The sequence below is a fragment of the Streptosporangium sp. NPDC023825 genome (assembly GCF_040639575.1).
GTDB lineage: Bacteria > Actinomycetota > Actinomycetes > Streptosporangiales > Streptosporangiaceae > Streptosporangium.
Genome location: NZ_JBFAAE010000025.1, coordinates 16,598 through 37,475 on the forward strand (window position 1 = coordinate 16,598; position 20,878 = coordinate 37,475).

Genomic DNA, 20,878 nt, shown 5'->3' on the forward strand with positions numbered 1-20,878 from the left:
GCAGGGACGTCGAGGGTGGGCTCCGGCCTCGGGAAGACGATCAAGAGCCCGCCCCTTCCTGGATGAACGCGGCCAGCTCGGCCGGGGTGGGGTGGTCGAAGACCGCGCGGACGTCGATCGCCCGGCCCGCGAGCTCCTCCAGCGGGGCGATCAGCCGTACGGCGAGCACCGAGTGTCCCCCGTTGAGGAAGAAGTTGTCGTGCTCGCCGAGCCCCGGGCGGCGCAGTGCCTCCCGCCAGAGCCGCAGCACCCCCTCGGCGAGTTCCGAGCTCGCCGGGGCGCGGGAGGCGGGCGAGGACTCGTCCTCGGGGACGGTCAGCCCCCGATAGTCGATCTTGCCGTTGGCGGTCGTCGGGAACTCGCCGGCCAGGACGATCCCCGAGGGGACCGCGTAGTCCGGCAGCCGCGTCCCCGCGTACCGCCACAGCTCCTCGCGCAGTGTGGCCCCGGTCTCCCCGTCGTGCAGGTCCGTGGGCTGCACGAACGCCACCAGCCGGTCGTCGTGGACGATGACGGCCGCGACCTTGACGGCGTCGTGGTGGTGCAGCACCGCCTCGATCTCTCCCAGCTCGATGCGGTGCCCGCGCAGCTTGATCTGGCGGTCGTCGCGGCCCAGCAGTTCCAGGGCCCCGTCGTGCCTGAGCCTGGCCATGTCCCCGGTCCGGTAGAAGCGCCCGTGGCGGGGGTGCTCGCCGAACCGCTCGGCGGTCAGCTCAGGCCGGTTGACGTACCCGGCGCTCACCCCGTCGCCCGCCACGCACAGCTCGCCGGGTACGCCCGGCGGGGCCTCTCGCCCGTCGGCGTCCCTGACGAAGATCCGGGTGTTGGCGAGCGGCACCCCGATCGGCACCGGGTCGGCCGGAGGAGCGAGGATCTCGGCCGCGGTGGACCAGATGGTCGTCTCGGTCGGCCCGTAGACGTTGAACAACCGGCAGCCCAGGCCCAGCAGGTCCGTGGCGAGCGCGGCCGGCATGGGCTCCCCGCCGCAGAGCACGATGCGCCCGGCCAGCTCGTCGCGCGCCTCGGGGGCGATGAGCCGCCACGCCGTCGGGGTGGCCTGCACGACGCGTACGTCCCGCGCCGCGATGAGTTCCAGGAACCTCCGCGGCTGGAGCTGGTCGTCGTCGGAGGCGACGACCAGGGTGCCGCCGGCGGTGAGCGGGAGCATCAGCTCCAGTGCCGAGATGTCGAAGGAGGTCGTGGTGGACCACAGCACCGCGTCGCCCGCGCCCGCCCCGAGCCGGTCGGCGAAGTCGAGGACGAGGTTGGCCAGGTTGCCGTGGGTGACGGCCACCCCCTTGGGCCTCCCGGTGGACCCCGAGGTGTAGATCACGTAGGCGATCGACTCCCCGGACACCGCCGCGGCGACCTCGGCCGGATCGAGCCGTCGCGCGGGCACGCCGTCGCGGTCCGCCGCACCGGCCCCGGGGGCCTGCGGCATGGAGAGCACAGGGACCTCCCCCGCCCAGGGAGCCTCGGAGTCGGCGATGACCAGGCGGGCCCCGCAGTCCTCCACCTGGTAGGCCAGGCGCAGCTCGGGCTGGCGCGGGTCCAGCGGCAGGTAGGCGGCCCCGGCCGCCCAGACGCCGAGCACCGCGGCGACCGTCTCCGCCGAACGGCTCAGGCCGAGCGCCACGATGTCGCCGGAGCCCGCGCCGCGCGAGACGAGGGTGTCCCTGACCGCGGCCGCCCAGGTGAGCAGCTCGTCGTAGGTGACCTCTCGGTCGCCGTCGCGGATCGCCGTGCCGGCACGGGTCTCGCGGGTGATCTCCGGACCGCCGTCGCGGTCTCCCGTCCCGTCGTGCTTCCCCGTCACGGTACGGCCGACGATCCGCTCCAGCAGCGTGGCCGGCCCTTCCCAGGTCCGCGCGGTGTCGTTGAGGCGGTCGAGCAGCCGCCGGTCGGCCGCGGAGAGGGAGTCCAGCTCCCGCTGCGGCCGCTGCGCGTCCTCGGCGGCCCGCCGCAGCAGCGCGGTCATCCGCGCGACGAACGCGGCGATCTCGGCCTCGTCGTGGACCTCCGTGCTGTGCCAGACCCTGAGCGTGAGCCTGCCGGGTTCCTGCACCGCGATGCACTGCAGGTCCAGGCGGCTGCGGTCGAACAGGTCCTCGACGTACTCGGGGACGGAGCCCAGGATGCTGACCTGGTCGTCGGTCCACGGCCGGTAGTTGAACATGTGCCGGAACAGCGGCACCCTCCAGTCGCCGGTGCCGTGCCCGCGCTCGACCAGCACCGCCTCCACCGAGGCGTCCGCGTGCTCGACCCCCTCGAAGAAGACGTCCTCGACCCGTCTGACCAGGGCGGCGAACCCCTCGTCCGGGTCGGCGCGCACCCGCATCGGCAGGGTGCTGACGCCGTAGCCGACGTGGCCGCGCATCGCGGCCGTCCTGGTGGTGACCGGCATCGCGGCCACCAGCTCGGGACCCGCGCCGTGGGCGCGCAGGGTGAGCATGAACGCGGCGGCCAGCACGATGTTGTCGGTGGTGCGCAGGCCGGCCCGCAGCGTGTCGAGCGCCCGCCGCGTGTCCGCGTCCACCTCCCAGGAACAGGTGTGCCCGGCGAAGGTGGGCCGGGCGGGCGACGGCCTGCTGCCGGGGAGCACCATCGCGGCCGGATCGACGTCCCCGAGCCGGTCGAGCCAGTAGTCCAGCGACTCCCGGGAGGCCTCCCCCGGCTCCAGCATGGGCGCGATGCCGGAGAGCGCGGCGGGGAGCGGCTCCTGGCTCGTCTGCGCGTCGTAGAAGCCGCCCAGCTCCTCGACGAGGAACTGCATCGAGGTGGCGTCGATGACGATGTGGTGGGCCACCAGGCAGACCACGCTCCCGCCGCCGCCGGGCAGCGCGAAGTGCCCGGCCCGGAAGAGCAGGTCGCGTCCCAGGTCGAAGGGCTCGTCCAGGAATCCCTGGAGGTCGGAGACGAGCGTCTCCTCGGTGGTCTCCCCGTTCACCAGCTTGATCTGCGCGTCCTGCGGGGCGGTGAGGTGCCGCACGGGCGCGCCGTCCACCACGGGGAACCTCAGGCGCAGTGCCGGGTGCCGCTTGAGCAGCCGGTTCACCGCGATCTGCAGCGGGAACCTGCGCAGCGGCTCGCGGGTCCTGAACGCCACCGCCAGGTTGGACACCCCGCTCGACCCGGCGAGCTGCTCCAGCACCCAGAACGAGTACGGGACCGCCCCGGGCCTGCGGAGCGGCTCGGCGGGCTCGGGCAGGCCCTCCGGGACCCGCGGCGCGCCCTCGCGTTCCCGCGACGCGGAAGCCGGCGTGAAAGCCGGTGCGGAAGTCGGTGCGGAAGTCGGTGCGGAAGGACGCGGCGAGGGACCGGGAAAGATCGACGCCGGGGCGTAGCGGTGCCCTCCCGGGACGGGCAGGCGCTGCAGGGGATGGTCGGGGTCGAGGGCGGCCCAGTCCACCGGGCAGCCGAGTGTCCACAGCCGGGCGAGCGCCGCGAGCGGTCCCCGGCGGTCGTCCCCGCAGTCGATCGTCCCCTCGTCCGAGGGCGCCTCCGCCGTCCCGACCAGGAGGGACACCGTGTCTCCCGCGCCGGTGGTCCCCGGTCCGGTTCCCGCCCGGGGCGAGGTCCCCTGTCCCGGGGCCGTCTCGCGGCGGGTCTCCGGCTCGTGGAACGTTTCATGCCCGGCCACCTGCTCGGGCGCCGCGATGTCGGCCGGTACCGGCTCGGGCACCGCCAGGTCGTCCGGCACCGGCTCGGACACCGCCATCGCGTCGTCCGCCACCGGCTCGGGCACCTGTCCCGCCACCGGCTCGGTCACCTGTCCCGGCGCCTGCTCGGGCTCCCGCTCCGGCACCGCGACGGAGGCGGCGACGCGGGCGATCGCCTCGTCCAGTTCCAGCGTTCCCGAGAAGGCGGCGGCGGCGAGCTCACCGACCCCGTCTCCCGCGCATTCCAGGGGCGTGACGCCCCAGCCGTTCAGGGTCGCCGCCAGGGAGTAGGTCACCGCGAACGTCACCGGGTCGTCGTCACGCTCCCCGGCGAGCCAGGCGTCGTAGAGATCGACGCCGTGCCGCTCGAAACCTTCCAGGCAGACGTCCATCGCCTCGCTGAACAGCCGCTCGGCCCCGTACAGCGAGGCCCCCAGCCGCCCGGCGCCTCCGGCGGGGAAGACGAACCTCACATCCACTGCCGCACTCTTGAAGAGCGGCTCATGCCTGAGCGCCGTTCTCTCGGGTGAGGCCTCGGGAGTCACGGTGACGGCCGCCGGAGTCGCGGCGAGGGCGGCGGACGCCTCGGCGGGGGTGGCGGCCACGACCGCGCCCCGGACGGGATGCTGGGTGCGGCCCAGCTGGAGGACGGCCACGGCGTCGGCGAACCGGTCGGCGCCGAGGGTGGCGAAGAACCCCGCCAGGCTTTCCCTCACGGCGTCGGCCTCCGCCGGCGTGCGTCCCGACCAGGCGACGACGCGGGGCCGGGAGTCCCCCGGGAGGTGGACCGGCGGGAAACCCTCCTTCACCCTCAGCGGTTCCCGCAGGCGCGCGGTCGAGCCGCCTCCGCGCCGACCACCGCGCCCACTGCGGGCGGGAACGGTGCGGGCGGGAACGGTCCTGGTGGAAACGATGCGGGCGGGAGCGAGGCCGGGCGGGGATTCGATCACTGCCTCGATCACGGCGCTCACGAGGTCGCCGTCGAGGAGAGCGTCGTCCAGGCGCTTGAGCACGATCGTGGTGCCCCGTTCCGCGAGAGCGTCGAGGCTCGGTCCCGAGACCGAGAGCACGAGGTCGCAGTCACCGACCGCGAGGGCCAGGCAGGCCTCCTCGGCCGGCTCGTAGCCGGCGAACACTCCCGGGGAGCGCACGGGGTCGTGTCCGGCGTTCTCCAGCGCACCCTCCTGGGTCTCCGCCAGGACGACACCGGGAGGAGGGAGCGGGGCGCGCGGGCCCATGCCGATCACGGCGATCGACGCGGTATCCGTCACCGAGGCGCCCCGCCGTCCCGGCGGATGCGGGCGCGCACGTCCCTGCGGCTGCCCCCGACGGGGCGCAGGCGCGCGGGTTCGCTCCTGACGGGTTCCTGCGCGCCCTCGACGAGGCGGCTGAGCGCCCGCACGTTCGGCCGGGTGAACATCGAGGTGACGGGGATGTCGATGCCGAGCGCCCCCGTGATGTCCGCGTGCAGCTCGACCAGTGCCATCGAGTTGAGCCCGGCCTCGAAGAAGTTCTCGTCGGGGTCGACCGTCCGGCCCAGGCGGGCCTCGATCATCTCCGCGACCGTGTCGGCGGCCGACACGCGCTGCCCCGGTGGACCCGGAGGCCGCCCCTCGGCCTCCTCGCGTTGCCGCTCCGCTCCCACCGGCCGACTGCCCTGGATCATCCGGCGCCTTTCGTTGAGTTTGTCCGGTTCATCGGGCGAGCCCCGTCCGGGCACGCCGTGCACCGATCCTCTGACACCTATTCGGACACGACAAGAGCGTATTTTTCGGCATTTTTGAATCCGCAGCCGCGTGAAAGGCCCCGGAAACGCGTACGGCCACCGCCGCAGCGGTGGCCGTACGCGATCGCGCAGATCAGCCGGGGTTGGAGACCGCCGCGCCGATGGTGTGCACGCGCAGGGCGTTGGTGGAACCCGCGGTGCCGGGAGGCGAACCGGCGACGATGACGACCTTGTCGCCCTTCTCCAGACGGGAGTTGGCGAGCAGCGAGGCCTCCACCTGGCGGACCATGTCGTCGGTGTGGTGGACGAACGGCACCTCGAAGGTCTCCACGCCCCAGGTCAGCGCGAGCTGGTTGCGGACGTGGCTGGCGGAGGTGAACGCCAGCAGCGGGATCGGAGAGCGGTAGCGGGCCAGGCGGCGGGCCGTCTCACCGGACATGGTGAACGCCACCAGCGCCTTGGCGCCGACGATGGCGCCGACCTCGGCCGCGGCGCGGGCGATGGCGCCGCCGGTGGTCTCCGGCAGCCGGTCGAGGCTGTGGGTGGCCTGCAGGGAGCTCTTCTCCGCGGTCGTGGCGATGCGGCTCATCGTCTCGACGACCTCGACGGGGTAGTTGCCGACCGACGTCTCCCCGGAGAGCATGACCGCGTCGGCGCCGTCCATGACGGCGTAGGCGACGTCGGAGGCCTCGGCGCGGGTGGGCCGCGGGGAGGTGATCATCGACTCCAGCATCTGGGTGGCGACGATGACCGGGCGGGCCTTCTCGCGGCAGAGCTCGATGGCGCGCTTCTGCACGATGGGCACCTCCTCCAGCGGCAGCTCGACCCCGAGGTCACCGCGGGCGACCATGATGCCGTCGAAGGCCTCGATGATCTCCGGAAGCCGCTCCACGGCCTGCGGCTTCTCGATCTTGGCGAGCAGCGGGAGGCGGATGCCCTCCTGCTCCATGATGTTGCGCACCACGTCGGCGTCGGAGGGACGCCTGACGAAGGAGAGGGCGACCAGGTCGAAGCCGGTGCGCAGGGCCCAGCGAAGGTCGGTCTCGTCCTTGTCGGTCAGGACGGGGGCGCTGACGTTGACGCCGGGCAGGTTGAGGCCCTTGTTGTCGGAGATCATGCCACCGATGATCACGCGGGTGGTGACGCGCTGGCCGTCGACCCGGGTCACCTCCAGCCGGACGCGGCCGTCGTCGACCAGGATGTTGTCCCCGGGACTGACGTCCTTGGGAAGTCCCAGATAGGACGTGGAGACCTGGTCACGGTCGCCGGGAACCTCCTCAGTGGTGATCGTGAAGACATCACCGAAGCCGAGGCGGACGGGGCCCTCACCGAACTTGCCGACCCGGATCTTGGGGCCTTGGAGGTCAGCCAGCAGACCCACGCCACGCCCGAGCTCGGCGGCGGCCTCCCTCACCCTGTCGTAAACCTCCTTGTGCAGCTCATGGCTGCCATGGCTGAGGTTGAAACGGGCCACGTCCATCCCGGCCGCGATCAGTTCGCGGAGGCGTTCGGGAGAGGAGGTGGCAGGGCCGAGAGTGCAGACGATTTTCGCGCGACGAGTCACGGATCCCACCCTAATTGGTACAGACCACTTGGTCGTGACGTTGGTCATAGCGCCGATGAAAAATTCGGTGACACAAAGCTACCCTGGATGAACGGCAGGTTGCGAATCGCCCCATATGCCCATATGAGAGGGCGTATGTCATAAGATGCCCGACCACTCGGAGGCGCGCGTCACACGTGGGGAGAGACGCGTCACAGACCGGGAGCGACGCGCCCCTCACATCTCGTCTCGTCTCAGGCCATGAGAGACGCATCTCATTTCAGGCCATGGGAGACACGGCCCCGTGTCTCGTCACAGGCGTGCAGAGGAACGCCCCCGCGTGACCACAACGGTCCTGGATCGGTCGCGGACGACCTCCTCCACGACCAGCCCGGCGCCGATGCCCAGCAGCCAGACGTCCTTGGCGATGGCGACGCCATGCTGGGTGGGGCGCAGGCTCCCCTCCTCCCGCAGGCCCGGGGTCCTGAGGTAGAGGCCGACCAGCCCTCCGGCGAAGGCGGTCAGCGCGGCGCCCGCCAGCAGCGGCGGCACCACCGGGACCAGCAGGGCCGTGCCGAGGGTGATCTCCGCCGCGGAGAGCAGCCTCACGAACCTCACCGGATCGACGTCCTTCAGGAACGGGTAGGTCCCGGCCGCCATCCCGTGCAATCCCTGGGCGGCCTCCTCCCCAGCGGACCGCTTGGTCAGCCCCGAATTCAGAATGATCAAACCGGCGGCGACCCGGGGCGGAAGCTGGTGCGGACGCGTCAGGAACCTCATTGATCCTCACAGGGGCGAGAGCGACGGGATGGAACCGCAACCGTCCTCCTTCCCCGGCCGCCCCCCTCCCCCTCCTGCCTGTTGTCTCTTTTGACCGATCCATGAACGTGGCCGGTTCCCGGAGGAAAGCCCGGCGCCGCCGGCCGGACGCGCTCCGGTCGGCGGCGGCAGCCGTATCGGCGTCGTCGGCGGCGGCGCTAGGGAGTGGAGGCGGTGGCCTTGGCGGCGTTGGCGGCGCTGATGACGCCTCGGCCGTAGAAGCCGTTGCGCGACTTGGGGCCCTCGCACTTGTGCACCTCGTCCACCACGAGGTCGATCTTGTAGGCGTACTCGCGCGGCGAGGGGCAGGCCTTCTCGGTGGCGGTGGAGTACAGCAGGCGCTGGACGTCCGCGGCGGGCAGCGCGAGACCGCCCTTGCCCGGCTTGCCGAAGCGGCTGATCAGGATGGCGGCGACGCCGGTGGCGTGCGGAGCGGCCATGGAGGTGCCGACGAGGTACTGGTAGTAGGCGCAGGTGCCGCCCTCGCACTCCCGGATGATCGACGGGGACTTCGGCGTCCCGTCGGCGGCGATCTGCCCCTTGGCCTTGAGCGCGTTCTCCGGCGCGGCGGCCAGGATGCCCCTGGTGGTGTCGTACTTGCCGCCGCCGTCGAACTCGTCCCCGCCGGGGGCCGCCAGGTCGGCCTGCTCGACGCCGTAGTCGGAGTAGTAGGCCTTGCGCCCGCTCTGGCCCACCGAGGTGACCGAGATGACGCCCCTGGACTCGGCCGGGACGTTGAGGCAGGAGTTGTCGACCTTGCGGGTGCGCTCGGTGTCCTTGGGGTAGTCGGGGCTGGTCGCGTCCTTGCTGGGCCTGCCGAGGTCGGTGGCGCCGTTGCCGATGGCGCTGATGAGGGTGACGCCGCGCTTGCGGGCGTAGTCGAGGGCGCGCTGCATGCCGGTGATGATGCCGCGCTGCTCCAGCTGCTCGGCCTTGGAGTCGGCGGGGTTGGCCTTGCAGTTGAACAGCCACGGGTCGACGTAGAAGCTCATGTTGACCACGTCGATGCCGGCGTCGGCGGCGTAGGTGAGCGCCTCGATGCTGGGCTTGAGGAAGAACAGGCCGGAGTCCTGGCCCGCGCGCAGGTTCACCAGGGACACCTGGGGGGCGACCCCGGCGATGCCCACGCCGTTGAGCGGCGAGGCGATGGTGCTGGCCACGTGGGTGCCGTGGCCGTCGTCGTCCCAGTCGACCGGGTCCTTGCAGCTCTTGAACTCGCAGGGCCCGTCGAGGGTCTTGCCGTTGGGGTCCTTGGGCCGGTCGGTCACGAAGTTGCGGCTCAGGGCGCGGTTGAAGTTGGGGGCGATGTCGGGGTGCTTGCCGTCGACGCCGGTGTCGATGACGCCGACCAGCACCCGCTTGTCACCGGGCTCGATGGCGTAGGAGCCGTCCACGGTGGCGCCGATCATCTTCATGTCCCACTGCCGCCCGGCCAGTGGCTCGGGCGTGCCGGTGGAGTGCGTGGAGGCGCTGGGGGTGCCCGCCCGCCCGAGGGCGTCCGCGGAGGGGAAGGCGAACGGGGTCCTGACCTGGGAGGCGGTCTCGGTGCCGGGAACCCCGGCCGCGGGGGCGGTGGTCGCGGTGCCCGGCGTCCTGGCCGCGGAGGCGGCGGTCACGGGGGCGATCGCGGTGGCGGAGCCGATCCTGCGGTCGGAGGAGACCCCCTCGACGGCGTCGCTGCCGGCCAGGCTCTCCACGAAGCGGGGGCCGGGACCGTCGGCGAGGACGTAGCCGATCCTGGTGTCGGTCGACAGGGCGGTGCCGCCGCTCGCGGTGATCGCCTCGATCGCCCGGTCGCGGGCTCCGTCCGCGTAGAAGACCAGGTACTCGCGGGTCTGACCCGCCGCGCCTGTCGTGGCCCCGCCGCCCAGGGCTCCCGCCGTGAGGGTCGCCGCCAGGGCGAGCACCGTCGCCGTGCCCGTCAGGCTTCTGATCCCGCGATTCATCGATCCTCCGCACCTGGCCTGATCAAGAAGAATTATTTTTCAGGCATATGTACGCCAAAGCAATCTGAACCTACGCTCTGCGCATTTTTACCTGAAGCAGCCGGTAAGACACCTGCCACGCCGGACGGTTCCCGGACGCGGCGGGCGACACCGCCCCCGGTTGGACCGTGACGTGCCTGCACCCGCCGCGTTCCCGCCGGACCGCCCCCGGTCTGACCGGGTCGGCCACGACATCCACGAACCGGCCATGACATGCATGAACCGGTCCGGGGATGCATCAACCAACCATGACACACCCGGACCGGCCATGACATGTCAGCAGGCGGCCGTCCAAGACCGACGACCACTCGGACGTGGGCCACGGCCGGCCGCCTGGGCGGTCCGCCGGCGGCCGAGAACGCCCCGGCGTCGGGGATGGAGCGGCTCGACGAGTCGCGGTGAGCCCCGCGCCGGTCGGCCGGGGCGGGATGTCGAGGTACCGATGCGCTCCACCGTGCGGAGGGCCGGCCCGCCCGGCGGACCGGCCCCCCGTGCGTTCAGACCAGTGGCCGCGCCGTCGGCGGGATCGCCACCGGCAGGGCCGTCTGGCCCGTGAGGTAGCGGTCGGCGGCCGAGGCGGCCGAGCGGCCCTCGGCGATCGCCCACACGATCAGCGACTGGCCGCGGCCCATGTCCCCGGCGACGAAGACGCCGTCGACCGAGGACATGTAGCCCCTGTCCCTGGCGACGTTGCCCCTGGCGTCGAAGAACTCGCCTCCGGCGACCTCGGCGAGCTCCTCCAGCAGGCCCTTCTTCTCCGGGCCCACGAAGCCCATCGACAGCGTGACCAGCTCGGCCGGGATCTCCCGCTCGGAGCCGGGAACCGGCTTGAACCCGGCCGCGGGACCCTCCACCTCGACCAGGCGCAGCGCCCGGACGTTGCCGTCGGCGTCGCCGACGAACTCGGTGGTGGAGACCGCGTAGACCCGGTCGCCGCCGCCGTCGGCCAGCTCCTCGTGGGCGCTCTCCATCTTGAACAGGATGGGGAACGTGGGCCACGGCTGGCTGCCGGGGCGGGCCGCCGGGGGCTGGGGCATGATCTCCAGCTGGGTGACCGAGGCGGCCCCCTGGCGGATGGCGGTGCCGATGCAGTCGGCGCCGGTGTCGCCGCCGCCGATCACGACGACGTGCTTGCCCTCGGCGCTGATCGGCGAGACCGGGAAGTCGCCCTCCTGGACTTTGTTTGAGGGCGGCAGGTACTCCATCGCCTGGTAGATGCCCGCCAGGTCGCGTCCGGCGACGGGCAGGTCCCGCCACTGGGTCGCGCCGCCGGCCAGGACGATCGCGTCGAACTCCTCGCGCAATTGCGCCGCCGTGATGTCCACGCCGACGTTGACGCCGGTACGGAACTCGGTGCCCTCGGCCCGCATCTGGTCGAGACGGCGGTCGATGTGCCGCTTCTCCATCTTGAACTCGGGGATGCCGTAGCGGAGCAGGCCGCCGATCCTGTCGGCCCGCTCGAACACGACCACGTCGTGCCCGGCCCTGGTGAGCTGCTGCGCGGCGGCCAGGCCCGCGGGGCCCGAGCCGACGACCGCGACCCGCTTGCCGGTCCTCGACGCGGGGATCTGGGGGGTGACCCAGCCCTCGTCGAAGGCGCGGTCGATGATCTCGACCTCGACCCGCTTGATCGCGACCGGGTCGGAGTTGATGCCGAGCACGCACGCCGCCTCGCACGGAGCCGGGCAGAGCCTGCCGGTGAACTCCGGGAAGTTGTTGGTGGCGTGCAGGCGCTCGATGGCCTCCTGCCAGTCGTCCCGGTAGACCAGGTCGTTCCACTCGGGGATCAGGTTGCCCAGCGGGCAGCCGTTGTGACAGAACGGGATGCCGCAGTCCATGCACCGCGCGGCCTGCTTGGTCAGCGCGGGCTTGGGGAAGTCCTCGTAGACCTCCCGCCAGTCGCGGATGCGCACGTCCACCGGGCGGCGCGCCGGCAGCTCGCGTCCGTGAGCGAGGAAACCCTTGGGGTCAGCCATCGGTCGTACCTCCCTTATCCGTGAAAAGCCTGGAGAGCCCGGGAAACATGGGCGACATGAACGGTCTTCGACGTGGAAACGGACATCGGCCTCACCCCTGGACCGCGGCGGTCATGACGGCCTCGTCGATGTCGCGGCCCTCCAGCCGGGCGGACTCGGCGGCCCGCAGGACCCGCTTGTAGTCCGTCGGCATGATCTTGCCGAACCGGGACGGGTCCCAGTCGGCGAGGATCGCCTTGGCCACCGTGGAGCCGGTCTCGGTCAGGTGGGCCTCGACGAGCTCGCGCAGCGCCTCGGACTCGGCCTCGTCCAGCTCCTCGATCTCGACCATCTCCCGGTTGACCCGCTCGGCGTCGAGGTCGAGCAGGTAGGCGACGCCGCCGGACATGCCCGCCGCGAAGTTGCGGCCGGTCGGGCCGAGCACGACCACCTTGCCGCCGGTCATGTACTCGCAGCCGTGGTCGCCGACGCCCTCGACCACCGCGGTGGCGCCGGAGTTGCGGACGCAGAACCGCTCCCCCACGACGCCGCGGATGAAGGCCTCACCGGAGGTCGCGCCGTACAGGCCGACGTTCCCGGCGATGATGTGCCCGTCGAGCGGGGCCGCGTCGTGCGGCTGGACCGTGATCCGGCCGCCGGACAGGCCCTTGCCCACGTAGTCGTTGGCGTCGCCGGTCAGCCGCAGGGTGATCCCCCTGGGCACGAAGGCGCCGAAGGAGTTGCCCGCCGAACCGGTGAAGCGCACGTCGATGGTGTTGTCGGGCAGCCCGGCCCCGCCGTACCGCTTGGTCACCTCGTGGCCGAGCATGGTGCCGACCGTGCGGTTGACGTTGCGGATGGGCAGGTCGAGCGTGACCCGGGAGCCGCCCTTGAGCGCGCCCTCGGCGAGCTGGATCAGCGTGTTGTCCAGCGCCTTGGCCAGCCCGTGGTCCTGCTCCACGGTACGGCGCAGCGAGGCGCCCGCGGGCAGGTCGGGCTGGTGCAGGATCGGCGCCAGGTCCAGTCCCGAGGCCTTCCAGTGGTTCTCGGCCGGGGTGGTGTCCAGCAGCTCGGCGTGGCCGACGGCCTCCTCGATGCTGCGGAAGCCCAGCGCGGCGAGATACTCGCGGATCTCCTCGGCGACGAACTCGAAGAAGTTGACCACGAACTCGGGCTTGCCGGTGAACCGCTTGCGCAGCTCCGGGTTCTGGGTGGCGACGCCGACCGGGCAGGTGTCCAGGTGGCAGACGCGCATCATCACGCAGCCGGAGACGACCAGCGGGGCCGTGGCGAAGCCGTACTCCTCGGCGCCGAGCAGCGCGGCGATGACCACGTCGCGGCCGGTCTTGAGCTGGCCGTCCACCTGCACGACGATCCGGTCGCGCAGGCCGTTGAGCAGCAGCGTCTGCTGGGTCTCGGCCAGGCCGAGCTCCCAGGGGGCGCCCGCGTGCTTGAGCGAGGTCAGCGGGGACGCGCCGGTGCCGCCGTCGTGGCCGGAGATGAGCACGACGTCCGCGTGGGCCTTGGACACGCCCGCCGCGACCGTGCCGACCCCGACCTCGGCCACGAGCTTGACGTGCACCCGGGCGGCCGGGTTCGCGTTCTTCAGGTCGTGGATGAGCTGGGCGAGGTCCTCGATCGAGTAGATGTCGTGGTGCGGCGGCGGCGAGATGAGGCCGACGCCCGGGGTGGAGTGCCGGGTCTTGGCGATCCACGGGTAGACCTTGTGGCCGGGCAGCTGGCCGCCCTCGCCGGGCTTGGCGCCCTGGGCCATCTTGATCTGCACGTCGTCGGCGTTGACCAGGTACTCCGAGGTCACGCCGAACCGGCCGGAGGCCACCTGCTTGATCGCCGAGCGGCGGGCCGGGTCGTGCAGCCGCTCGGGGTCCTCGCCGCCCTCACCGGTGTTGGACTTGCCGCCCAGCTGGTTCATCGCGATGGCGAGCGTCTCGTGCGCCTCCATCGAGATGGAGCCGTACGACATCGCGCCGGTCGAGAAGCGCTTGACGATCTCGCTGACCGGCTCGACCTCCTCGATCGGCACCGGCTCGCGGACGCCCTCGCGCAGCTTGAACATGCCGCGCAGCGTCATCAGCTTCTCCGCCTGGGAGTCCACCAGGCCGGTGTACTCCTTGAAGATCTCGTAGCGGCGCGAGCGGGTGGCGTGCTGCAGCTTGAAGACGGTCTCGGGGTTGAACAGGTGCGGCTCGCCCTCGCGGCGCCACTGGTACTCGCCGCCGACCTCCAGGCGGCGGTGGGCGTTCTCCGCCCGGGGGTAGGCGCGCAGGTGACGCTGCGCCGCCTCCTCGGCCAGGACGTCGAAGCCGACGCCGCCCAGGCGGGACGTGGTCCCGGTGAAGCAGGCGTCGACGACCTCCTGGCTCAGGCCGAGCGCCTCGAAGATCTGCGCGCCGGTGTAGGAGGCGACCGTGGACACGCCCATCTTGGACATGACCTTCAGCACGCCCTTGCCGTACGCCTTGATGAGGTTGCGCACGGCCTTGTGCCGGTCGACCTTCAGGACGCCGGAGTCGACCATGTCCTCGACGGTCTCGATGGCGAGGTACGGGTTGACCGCGCCCGCCCCGTAGCCGACCAGGAGCGCCATGTGGTGCGCCTCGCGCGCCTCGCCGGTCTCGATGACCAGACCGATCTTGGTGCGGGTCTTCTCGGCGATCAGGTGGTGGTGGACGGCGCCGGTGAGCAGCAGCGAGGGGATCGGCGCCAGGGCGGCGGAGGAGCCGCGGTCGGACAGCACGATGATCCGCGCCCCGCCCTCGATCACCGAGGAGACCTCGGCGCGGATCTCCTCGATGCGGCGCAGCAGCGCCTCACCGCCGCCCGCGACCTCGTACAGGCCGGAGACCACGTGCGGGTGGAAGCCCGGCAGCGCGCCCTCGTCGTTGATGTGGATGATCTTCGCGAGCTCGTCGTTGTCGAGCACCGGGTAGGGCAGCACGAGCTGGCGGCAGGAGGCCGGGCCCGGGTCGAGCAGGTTGCCCTCGGGGCCGATGGTGCTGGCCAGGGAGGTGACGAGCTCCTCGCGGATCGCGTCCAGCGGCGGGTTCGTGACCTGCGCGAACAGCTGGCTGAAGTAGTCGAACAGCAACCGGGGCTTCTCGCTGAGCACCGCGACCGGGGTGTCGGTGCCCATCGAGCCGATCGGCTCGATGCCCGCCCTGGCCATCGGCGCCAGGATGATCCGCAGCTCCTCCTCGGTGTAGCCGAAGGTCTGCTGCCGCTTGATCAGCGCCTCGTGCGAGGGGATCTCGTGCGAGCGGGCGGGCAGCTCCTCGAAGCGGACCAGACCGGCGTGCAGCCAGTCCGCGTACGGCAGCTCGGCCGCCAGCTCGGCCTTGATCTCGTCATCTTCGATGATCTTGCCGAGCGCGGTGTCGATCAGGAACATCTTGCCGGGCTGCAGGCGGCCCTTGCGGACCACGTCCTCGGGGGCGATGTCCAGCACGCCCGCCTCGGAGGCCAGCACGACCAGGCCGTCCGCGGTCACCCAGAACCGCCCGGGCCGCAGGCCGTTGCGGTCGAGCACCGCGCCGACGAGGGTGCCGTCGGAGAAGGTGATCGAGGCCGGGCCGTCCCAGGCCTCCATCATCGTGGAGTGGAACTCGTAGAACGCCCGCCGCGCGGGGTCCATCTCGGTGTGGCTCTCCCACGCCTCGGGGATCATCATCAGCACCGCGTGCGGCAGGCTGCGTCCCGCGAGGTGGATGAGCTCCAGCGTCTCGTCGAAGGAGGCGGTGTCGGAACCGGCCGGGTCGCAGATCGGGAAGAGCCTCGACAGGTCGCCCGGCAGGTTCGCCGTCTTCAGCATCGCCTCGCGGGCGCGCATCCAGTTGCGGTTGCCCCTGACCGTGTTGATCTCGCCGTTGTGGGCGACGTAGCGGTACGGGTGCGCCAGCGGCCACGAGGGGAAGGTGTTGGTGGAGAAACGCGAGTGGACCAGCGCGATCGCGGTCTCGTAGCGCTCGTCGCTCAGGTCGGGGAAGAACTGCTCGACCTGCAGCGGGGTGAGCATGCCCTTGTAGACGATGGTCCGGGAGCTCAGCGAGGGGAAGTAGACGTTCGCCTCGTGCTCGGCCCGCTTGCGCAGGCAGAAGGCCAGCCGGTCCAGCTCCAGGCCGCTCTCGCCGTCCGGGGAGGCCACGAACAGCTGGCCGAAGAACGGCATCACCGCGCGGGCGCTCGGCCCGGGAAGGGCGGGGGTGGTCGGAACGTCGCGCCAGCCGAGGACCGTCAGGCCCTCCTCGGCGGCGATCTCCTCGATCAGCCGCACGGCGGTCTCGCGGGCCCGCGCCTCGGCGGGCAGGAAGGCCATACCGGCGGCGTAGGCACCGGCCGCAGGCAGGGGGAAGTCCGCCACCACGCGGAAGAAGGTGTCGGGGATCTGCGTCAGGATCCCGGCCCCGTCGCCGGTGTCCGGTTCGCTACCCTGGGCTCCCCGATGGTCGAGATTGCACAGCGCGGTCAATGCCTTCGCGACGATGTCGTGGCTCCGGCGACCGGCAACGTCCGCGACCATGGCGACACCGCAGGCGTCGTGCTCGTGCGAGGGGTGGTACAGGCCCTGGGGCTCGGGAAAGCCGAGGTGGGCAGCAGGCATTGAATCCCTCCCGTCGTCTTGCTTCTTTCGAACAAGCAAGGGACGACGTTGGCCCTGCTGCGTGGTGGGTAGAGATTACCGTACCCTGCCGGATACCTACCTACCCGGTGAGATCGCGCCGAATTAGTGCCGGTTCGCCCGGTTCGTTTAACACGTAACGGTGGCGCAACATTCCAGGTCCGGGCTCTATGGTGGCCCAATGGAACCGAGCGACCCTGCCGGCCCGGGTGGCCCCACCGATCTGACAGACACCAGCACTCCGGACATCCCGGGCGTGTCGAGGCGGTCCGGCGCACCGGGCTCCCCTGGCGCACCGAGCTCCCCCGGCGCTCCGGACTTCCCCGGCGAGACCGGTGACCCGGCCGGAGCCGGGACCGGGATCGAGGCGCTCGTCGCGCGGGCGGGCGTCGACGGCAGGCGGCTGCGGAACGCGCTCGCCGCCCTGGGCGACGGCCGCTGGTGGACGCTCGCCGACCTGGTCAGGGAGACCGCGACGTCGCGGCGGACCGTCGAGGCGCTGCTGCGCGAGGTGGACGGGGAGCTGGAGCGGTCCGGCGACCGCTTCAGGCTCCCGGCCCCGCCGGCCTGGCTGAGCCCCGCCCTGCCGGGTCCTGCCGGGCCGGGTCCTGCCGGGCCGGGTCCTGCCGGGCCGGGTCCTGCCCCGGTGAACCGGGACCGGCCGGGTCCGGCCCGGCGGGAGAGCGCCTTCCCCCCTGCCGGGCCGGGAGGGAGCGTCCCGGGACCGGCGGATCCCGTGGCCCACCTGCTTCCCGGCCACGCGGACCTGGTCGCGCGCATGGACGAGCTGATCGCCAAGGCCCCCCGGGGCCGCCACACGCTGGACCACGTCGCCGCGACCGGCGAGACCGTGGTCAGGCGGGCGCTGCTGCTGGACGCCCGGTTCTGGCTGGACGGCGCCAGGCTGCTGTGCGTGGGCGACCACGACCTGACCTCGCTGGCCACCGCGATGCTGCACCCGGGCGTCGAGGTGACCGTCGTCGACGTCGACGAGCGCATCCTCGCCTACATCGCCGGGCACGCCGACCGGCTCGGCCTGACCGTGCGGACCCGGTGGGCCGACCTGCGCCTGGGACTGCCCGCCTCCGCGCAGTCCTGGGCCGATCTGGCGATCACCGACCCTCCCTACACCCCCGAGGGCGTCGGGCTGTTCGTCGCCCGCTGCGCGGAGGGGCTGCGTGACCGCGAGCAGGGCCGGATCATGCTGGCGTACGGCGCCAGCGAGCGCACCCCCGCGCTCGCCCTCAAGGTGCAGCAGGCCCTGTCGCAGCTCAACCTCGTCAACGAGGCGATCTATCCCGACTTCAACCGCTACCTCGGCGCCGAGGCCATCGGTTCGGCCGCCGACCTGTACGTCCTGCGTCCCACGACGAGAACCTGGCCCGCCGCCGCGGCCAGGACCGAGGCGTCCGGCACCGCCATCTACACGCAGGGCCCGCAGTCCGTGGAGTCGGCGCCCCCCTCCGCCGCCCCCTCAGCGGCCCTGGCCGCGGACTCCGGCGACGGGTTCGTCCCGGAGGTGCTGGTGGGCGAATGGCCCCGTGACGTGCTGCCCAGGGCGCCCAGAGCGCGCCTGGCGACCTGGCTGGCCAAGCCCTACGCCAGCGACCCGGCCAGGGTGGCGATCTCCGTGCCCGCCGGCCTGGAGGCCGCGCTGCCCCGGCTGCTGCTCGCCACCCGCGCCGCGGAGGTCCGGGTCACGCTGGCCGCGGCCCCGAAGGACCTCCCCGCCGACCTGCTCGCCCCCGTCTACGAACTCACCGCCGAGGGCGCGTCCGTGCGCGCCGTACGGGTGGCGCCGCCCGCCGGGAATACCGGGAACACCGGGAACGGTGAGACCGGCGACGACGCGGCCAGGATCCTGCGCCGCGTCCTGGACAACGCGCACGGCAAGCTCGCCAACACCTGGCGCGAGGCCCTGATCAGGGTCAGGGGTGACCTGACGAAGAGGCAGGCCAGGGCGGTCGTCGCCGCCGTGGCCCCGTGGGCGGGCGACGTCACCGTCCTCGAACTGCCCGCCCACCGGCTGCTGGAGCTGCGGGCCGCGGTGGAGAGCTCCCTCAGCTCACCAGCCGGCGCTGGATGACCAGGCCGAGGCCGTCCACCGCGACCTGCGGGTAGGTGAGATCCACCTTGCTCCCCGGCACGACGGGGGCGACCCAGCTCACCGTGACGTAGTGTCCGAGGCCACGGACCTGGGCCCAGCTGCGCGAGCCGTCGAAGCCGTCGGGAGTGTCGGGGGCGGGCCGGACGAATCCGCCGGTCTTGAGCGCCGCCACGAGCCTGTCGGCGGCGGCGGAGTCGGCGAGATTGAAGATCAGGAACTGGCCGGAGACCGCCCCGTCCTCGGTCTCGTAGCGGGCCCGCAGCACCTGTGTGCATCCGCCGACCGCGTCCTCGGCGCTCCCCCAGACCGCTTCGGCGCAGTCGGCGAGGGTCTCGGTGTTCCTGAGCGCGAGCCTGGTCGTGCCCGCCGACACCGAGGGGCCGGGGAACATCTCGGCGACGGTGAGCGGCCGGGGATCGAGGACACGGGTCGCGATGGGCGCGTAGTGGGCCGTACCGGACTCCGCGCGCAGGACCGCGGCGCGCGGGGCGGGCTCGTTGCCCAGCCACAGGAAGGCTCCCACCCCGGCGACCCCGGCCAGCACGACAATGATGATCCACTTGCGCATGAGGAAAAAGCTTACTTCGAGATCTCCCCCGTCCTCGAAGAACCGGGATTCCCGAACGGAATCAGAGTCTCACGGTCGGTGACCCCGCCCGGCGGCCGGCGGGCTCCCCCGCGCCGCCGCCCCGGTCTCCGGGGCGGCCGGACACCGTCGGATGGGCCTGGCACCGCGGGAGGGGCCGGGCACCGCGGGAGGGGCCGGTTCGGCAGCACAAGATGGGCCGGTTCGGCGGCACCGGCCGGAAAATCCGGGGAACGACCCGTCGTGCGGGAACTACTGGGCCGGGGCGGGCGCCGGGGAGGCGGCGACGATGCGACGGAAGATCGCCTTCTCTGTCGCGCGGACCGTCAGGGACAGCGAGACGAAGTCGTCCCTCGGGCCCGGCTCCGCTCCGTCGGCCCTGCCGATCCAGACCAGGCCCGCGTAGTGCCCCATGGCGTGACCGCTGGCCTCGGTGTGGCCACCGGCGGGGAAGGCGACCCTGGGCGTCTGGAGCGGCCGGACCCAGCCGCCCCGGTGCAGGGTGGTCAGCGTGTTCGCCAGCGCGTCGGCGGCGGCGGTGTCGCGCAGGTTGAACATGGTGTACTGGGCGACGTAACGGCCGTCGGCGCTGGCGTACAGGCCCCTCGCCACCTGGGTGCACCCTCCCTGGGTGAGCAGGTCGGCGAACCCCTGGCCCCAGGTCGCCGCCACGCAGTCGGTCTCCAGCTTGGGGCTGCCCGCCAGTCTCAGCGTGGTCCTGCCCTCCTTGAGGGTCTTGGCGAAGAGGTCCTTGACCGTCAGCGGCTTGGGGTCGGCCCTGCTCTCCGCGATCGGCGCGAACACCTTGGAGGAGGGCCATCCCCGATAGACGTCCGGCCGGGGTTCGGTGCCGATGACCGAGGCGGTGGCCCGCTCGGGCTCGAAGTCGCTGCCGATCGCGGAGATCGCCAGGGTGAGGGCGAGCGCGGCGACCAGCACTCCCGCCAGCGATCCGAACACCACCACCAGCCGCTGCTGGGTCCGGGTCAGCCCCCATTCCTCCAGCAGGGGGACGCTCCAGGTCTGCGCCTTGCCGGAGGTACGGCGACGCTTGCGCCCGGGGGCCGGGGTGGGGGTCGGAGGTGGGGGGGTCACAGTGCGGTTCCTCCCAGGAAGGTGCCCAGGGCGAAGGTCAGGCCGGCGGCGACCGCGCCGACGACGAGCTGGCGCAGCCCGCTGTACCACCAGCTGCGCGCGGTGACCCGGGAGACCAGCGCGCCCGCGCCGAACAGCGCCAGGCAGGAGATCACCGCCGAGGCCACCAGACTGGTGACACCGAACAGGTACGGCAGGAGGGGCAGGAGCGCGCCCACGCCGAACGACAGGAAGGAGGAGACCGCGGCGATCCTGGGCGAGGGCAGGTCACGGAGGGTGACGCCGAGCTCGGCCTCGGTGTGCACCTCCAGGGCCCTTTCGGGGTCCATCGAGATCTGCCTGGCCACCTCGGCCGCCACCGCGGGGTCGACGCCCCGCTCCTCGTAGAGCTTGGCGAGCTCCTCCAGCTCGGCCTCGGGGTGGCGTTCCAGCTCGCGCCGCTCGACGTCGATCTCGGCCAGGGCGAGTTCCCGCTGGCTGGCCACCGAGACGTACTCGCCGCCGGCCATGGAGAACGCGCCCGCGGCCAGTCCGGCGATGCCGGCCAGCAGGATGACCCCGGTGCCGGCATCGCCGCCGGCGACACCGGCGATCAGGGCGAAGTTGGAGACGAGGCCGTCCATCGCGCCGAACACCGACGGCCGCAGCCAGCCGCCGTTGACGTCGCGATGCCGGTGGTGCATCTCGGCGCGCCCCCCGGAGGCGTCCGGGCTCACTCCGATCCCTCGGAGGACGGCCCCGGGGACTCAGCGCCCGGGGGAGGCGGC

11 protein-coding genes are annotated in these 20,878 nt (G+C 72.3%); 1 reads left to right on the plus strand and 10 read right to left on the minus strand.

The features are described from left to right. Positions 1-40: 40 nt before the first annotated feature. The 7 genes from AB0G15_RS22180 to gltB form a co-directional block, all read right to left on the minus strand. On the minus strand, positions 41-4,930 hold the full coding sequence (locus AB0G15_RS22180) for an amino acid adenylation domain-containing protein (RefSeq protein ID WP_362842705.1): 4,890 nt from the start codon (positions 4,928-4,930) through the stop codon (positions 41-43). After that, a complete protein-coding gene (locus AB0G15_RS22185) occupies positions 4,927-5,325 on the minus strand; it encodes an acyl carrier protein (RefSeq protein ID WP_362842708.1) in 399 nt (132 codons plus the stop codon). The genes AB0G15_RS22180 and AB0G15_RS22185 overlap by 4 nt, the downstream gene beginning before the upstream one ends. A gap of 193 nt (positions 5,326-5,518) precedes the next feature. Continuing rightward, positions 5,519-6,949, minus strand: coding sequence for a pyruvate kinase (gene pyk, locus AB0G15_RS22190; protein WP_362842710.1), 1,431 nt, complete (start codon positions 6,947-6,949; stop codon positions 5,519-5,521). A 291-nt stretch (positions 6,950-7,240) separates the two neighbouring features. Next, positions 7,241-7,708: a hypothetical protein gene (locus tag AB0G15_RS22195; protein WP_362842713.1), complete on the minus strand. Its 468-nt coding sequence runs from the start codon at positions 7,706-7,708 to the stop codon at positions 7,241-7,243. 197 nt (positions 7,709-7,905) lie between these two features. Continuing rightward, positions 7,906-9,693: a S8 family serine peptidase gene (locus AB0G15_RS22200; RefSeq protein ID WP_362842717.1), complete on the minus strand. Its 1,788-nt coding sequence runs from the start codon at positions 9,691-9,693 to the stop codon at positions 7,906-7,908. Between the two features lie 536 nt (positions 9,694-10,229). After that, positions 10,230-11,708 carry a glutamate synthase subunit beta gene (locus tag AB0G15_RS22205; protein ID WP_362842720.1) on the minus strand — a complete coding sequence of 493 codons (1,479 nt, stop codon included), beginning with the start codon at positions 11,706-11,708 and terminating at the stop codon, positions 10,230-10,232. A gap of 91 nt (positions 11,709-11,799) precedes the next feature. Next, a complete protein-coding gene (gene gltB / locus AB0G15_RS22210) occupies positions 11,800-16,305 on the minus strand; it encodes a glutamate synthase large subunit (protein ID WP_362842723.1) in 4,506 nt (1,501 codons plus the stop codon). 199 nt (positions 16,306-16,504) lie between these two features. Between gltB and AB0G15_RS22215 the strand changes: the two genes are divergently transcribed. Further along, a complete protein-coding gene (locus AB0G15_RS22215) occupies positions 16,505-18,409 on the plus strand; it encodes a bis-aminopropyl spermidine synthase family protein (RefSeq protein WP_362842726.1) in 1,905 nt (634 codons plus the stop codon). On the opposite strand, the gene AB0G15_RS22220 is transcribed toward AB0G15_RS22215, so the two are convergent. From AB0G15_RS22220 to AB0G15_RS22230, 3 genes are all read right to left on the minus strand, one after another. Then, a complete protein-coding gene (locus AB0G15_RS22220; protein WP_362842729.1) occupies positions 18,384-18,998 on the minus strand; it encodes a hypothetical protein in 615 nt (204 codons plus the stop codon). The genes AB0G15_RS22215 and AB0G15_RS22220 overlap by 26 nt on opposite strands. A gap of 270 nt (positions 18,999-19,268) precedes the next feature. Continuing rightward, positions 19,269-20,111, minus strand: coding sequence for a hypothetical protein (locus tag AB0G15_RS22225; protein WP_362842731.1), 843 nt, complete (start codon positions 20,109-20,111; stop codon positions 19,269-19,271). Beyond that, positions 20,108-20,827 (minus strand): VIT1/CCC1 transporter family protein, encoded by a 720-nt coding sequence (locus tag AB0G15_RS22230; RefSeq protein WP_362842733.1) that lies wholly within the window; start codon positions 20,825-20,827, stop codon positions 20,108-20,110. Before AB0G15_RS22230 ends, AB0G15_RS22225 begins: the two co-directional genes overlap by 4 nt. Positions 20,828-20,878: the final 51 nt, after the last annotated feature.

Coding starts and splice junctions, on each gene's coding strand:
- AB0G15_RS22185 (WP_362842708.1), bottom strand. CDS start 5,325: ATGATCCAGGGCAGTCGGCCGGTGGGAGCGGAGCGGCAACGCGAGGAG.
- AB0G15_RS22195 (WP_362842713.1), bottom strand. CDS start 7,708: ATGAGGTTCCTGACGCGTCCGCACCAGCTTCCGCCCCGGGTCGCCGCC.
- AB0G15_RS22200 (WP_362842717.1), bottom strand. CDS start 9,693: ATGAATCGCGGGATCAGAAGCCTGACGGGCACGGCGACGGTGCTCGCC.
- AB0G15_RS22205 (WP_362842720.1), bottom strand. CDS start 11,708: ATGGCTGACCCCAAGGGTTTCCTCGCTCACGGACGCGAGCTGCCGGCG.
- gltB (WP_362842723.1), bottom strand. CDS start 16,305: ATGCCTGCTGCCCACCTCGGCTTTCCCGAGCCCCAGGGCCTGTACCAC.
- AB0G15_RS22215 (WP_362842726.1), top strand. CDS start 16,505: ATGGAACCGAGCGACCCTGCCGGCCCGGGTGGCCCCACCGATCTGACA.
- AB0G15_RS22220 (WP_362842729.1), bottom strand. CDS start 18,998: ATGCGCAAGTGGATCATCATTGTCGTGCTGGCCGGGGTCGCCGGGGTG.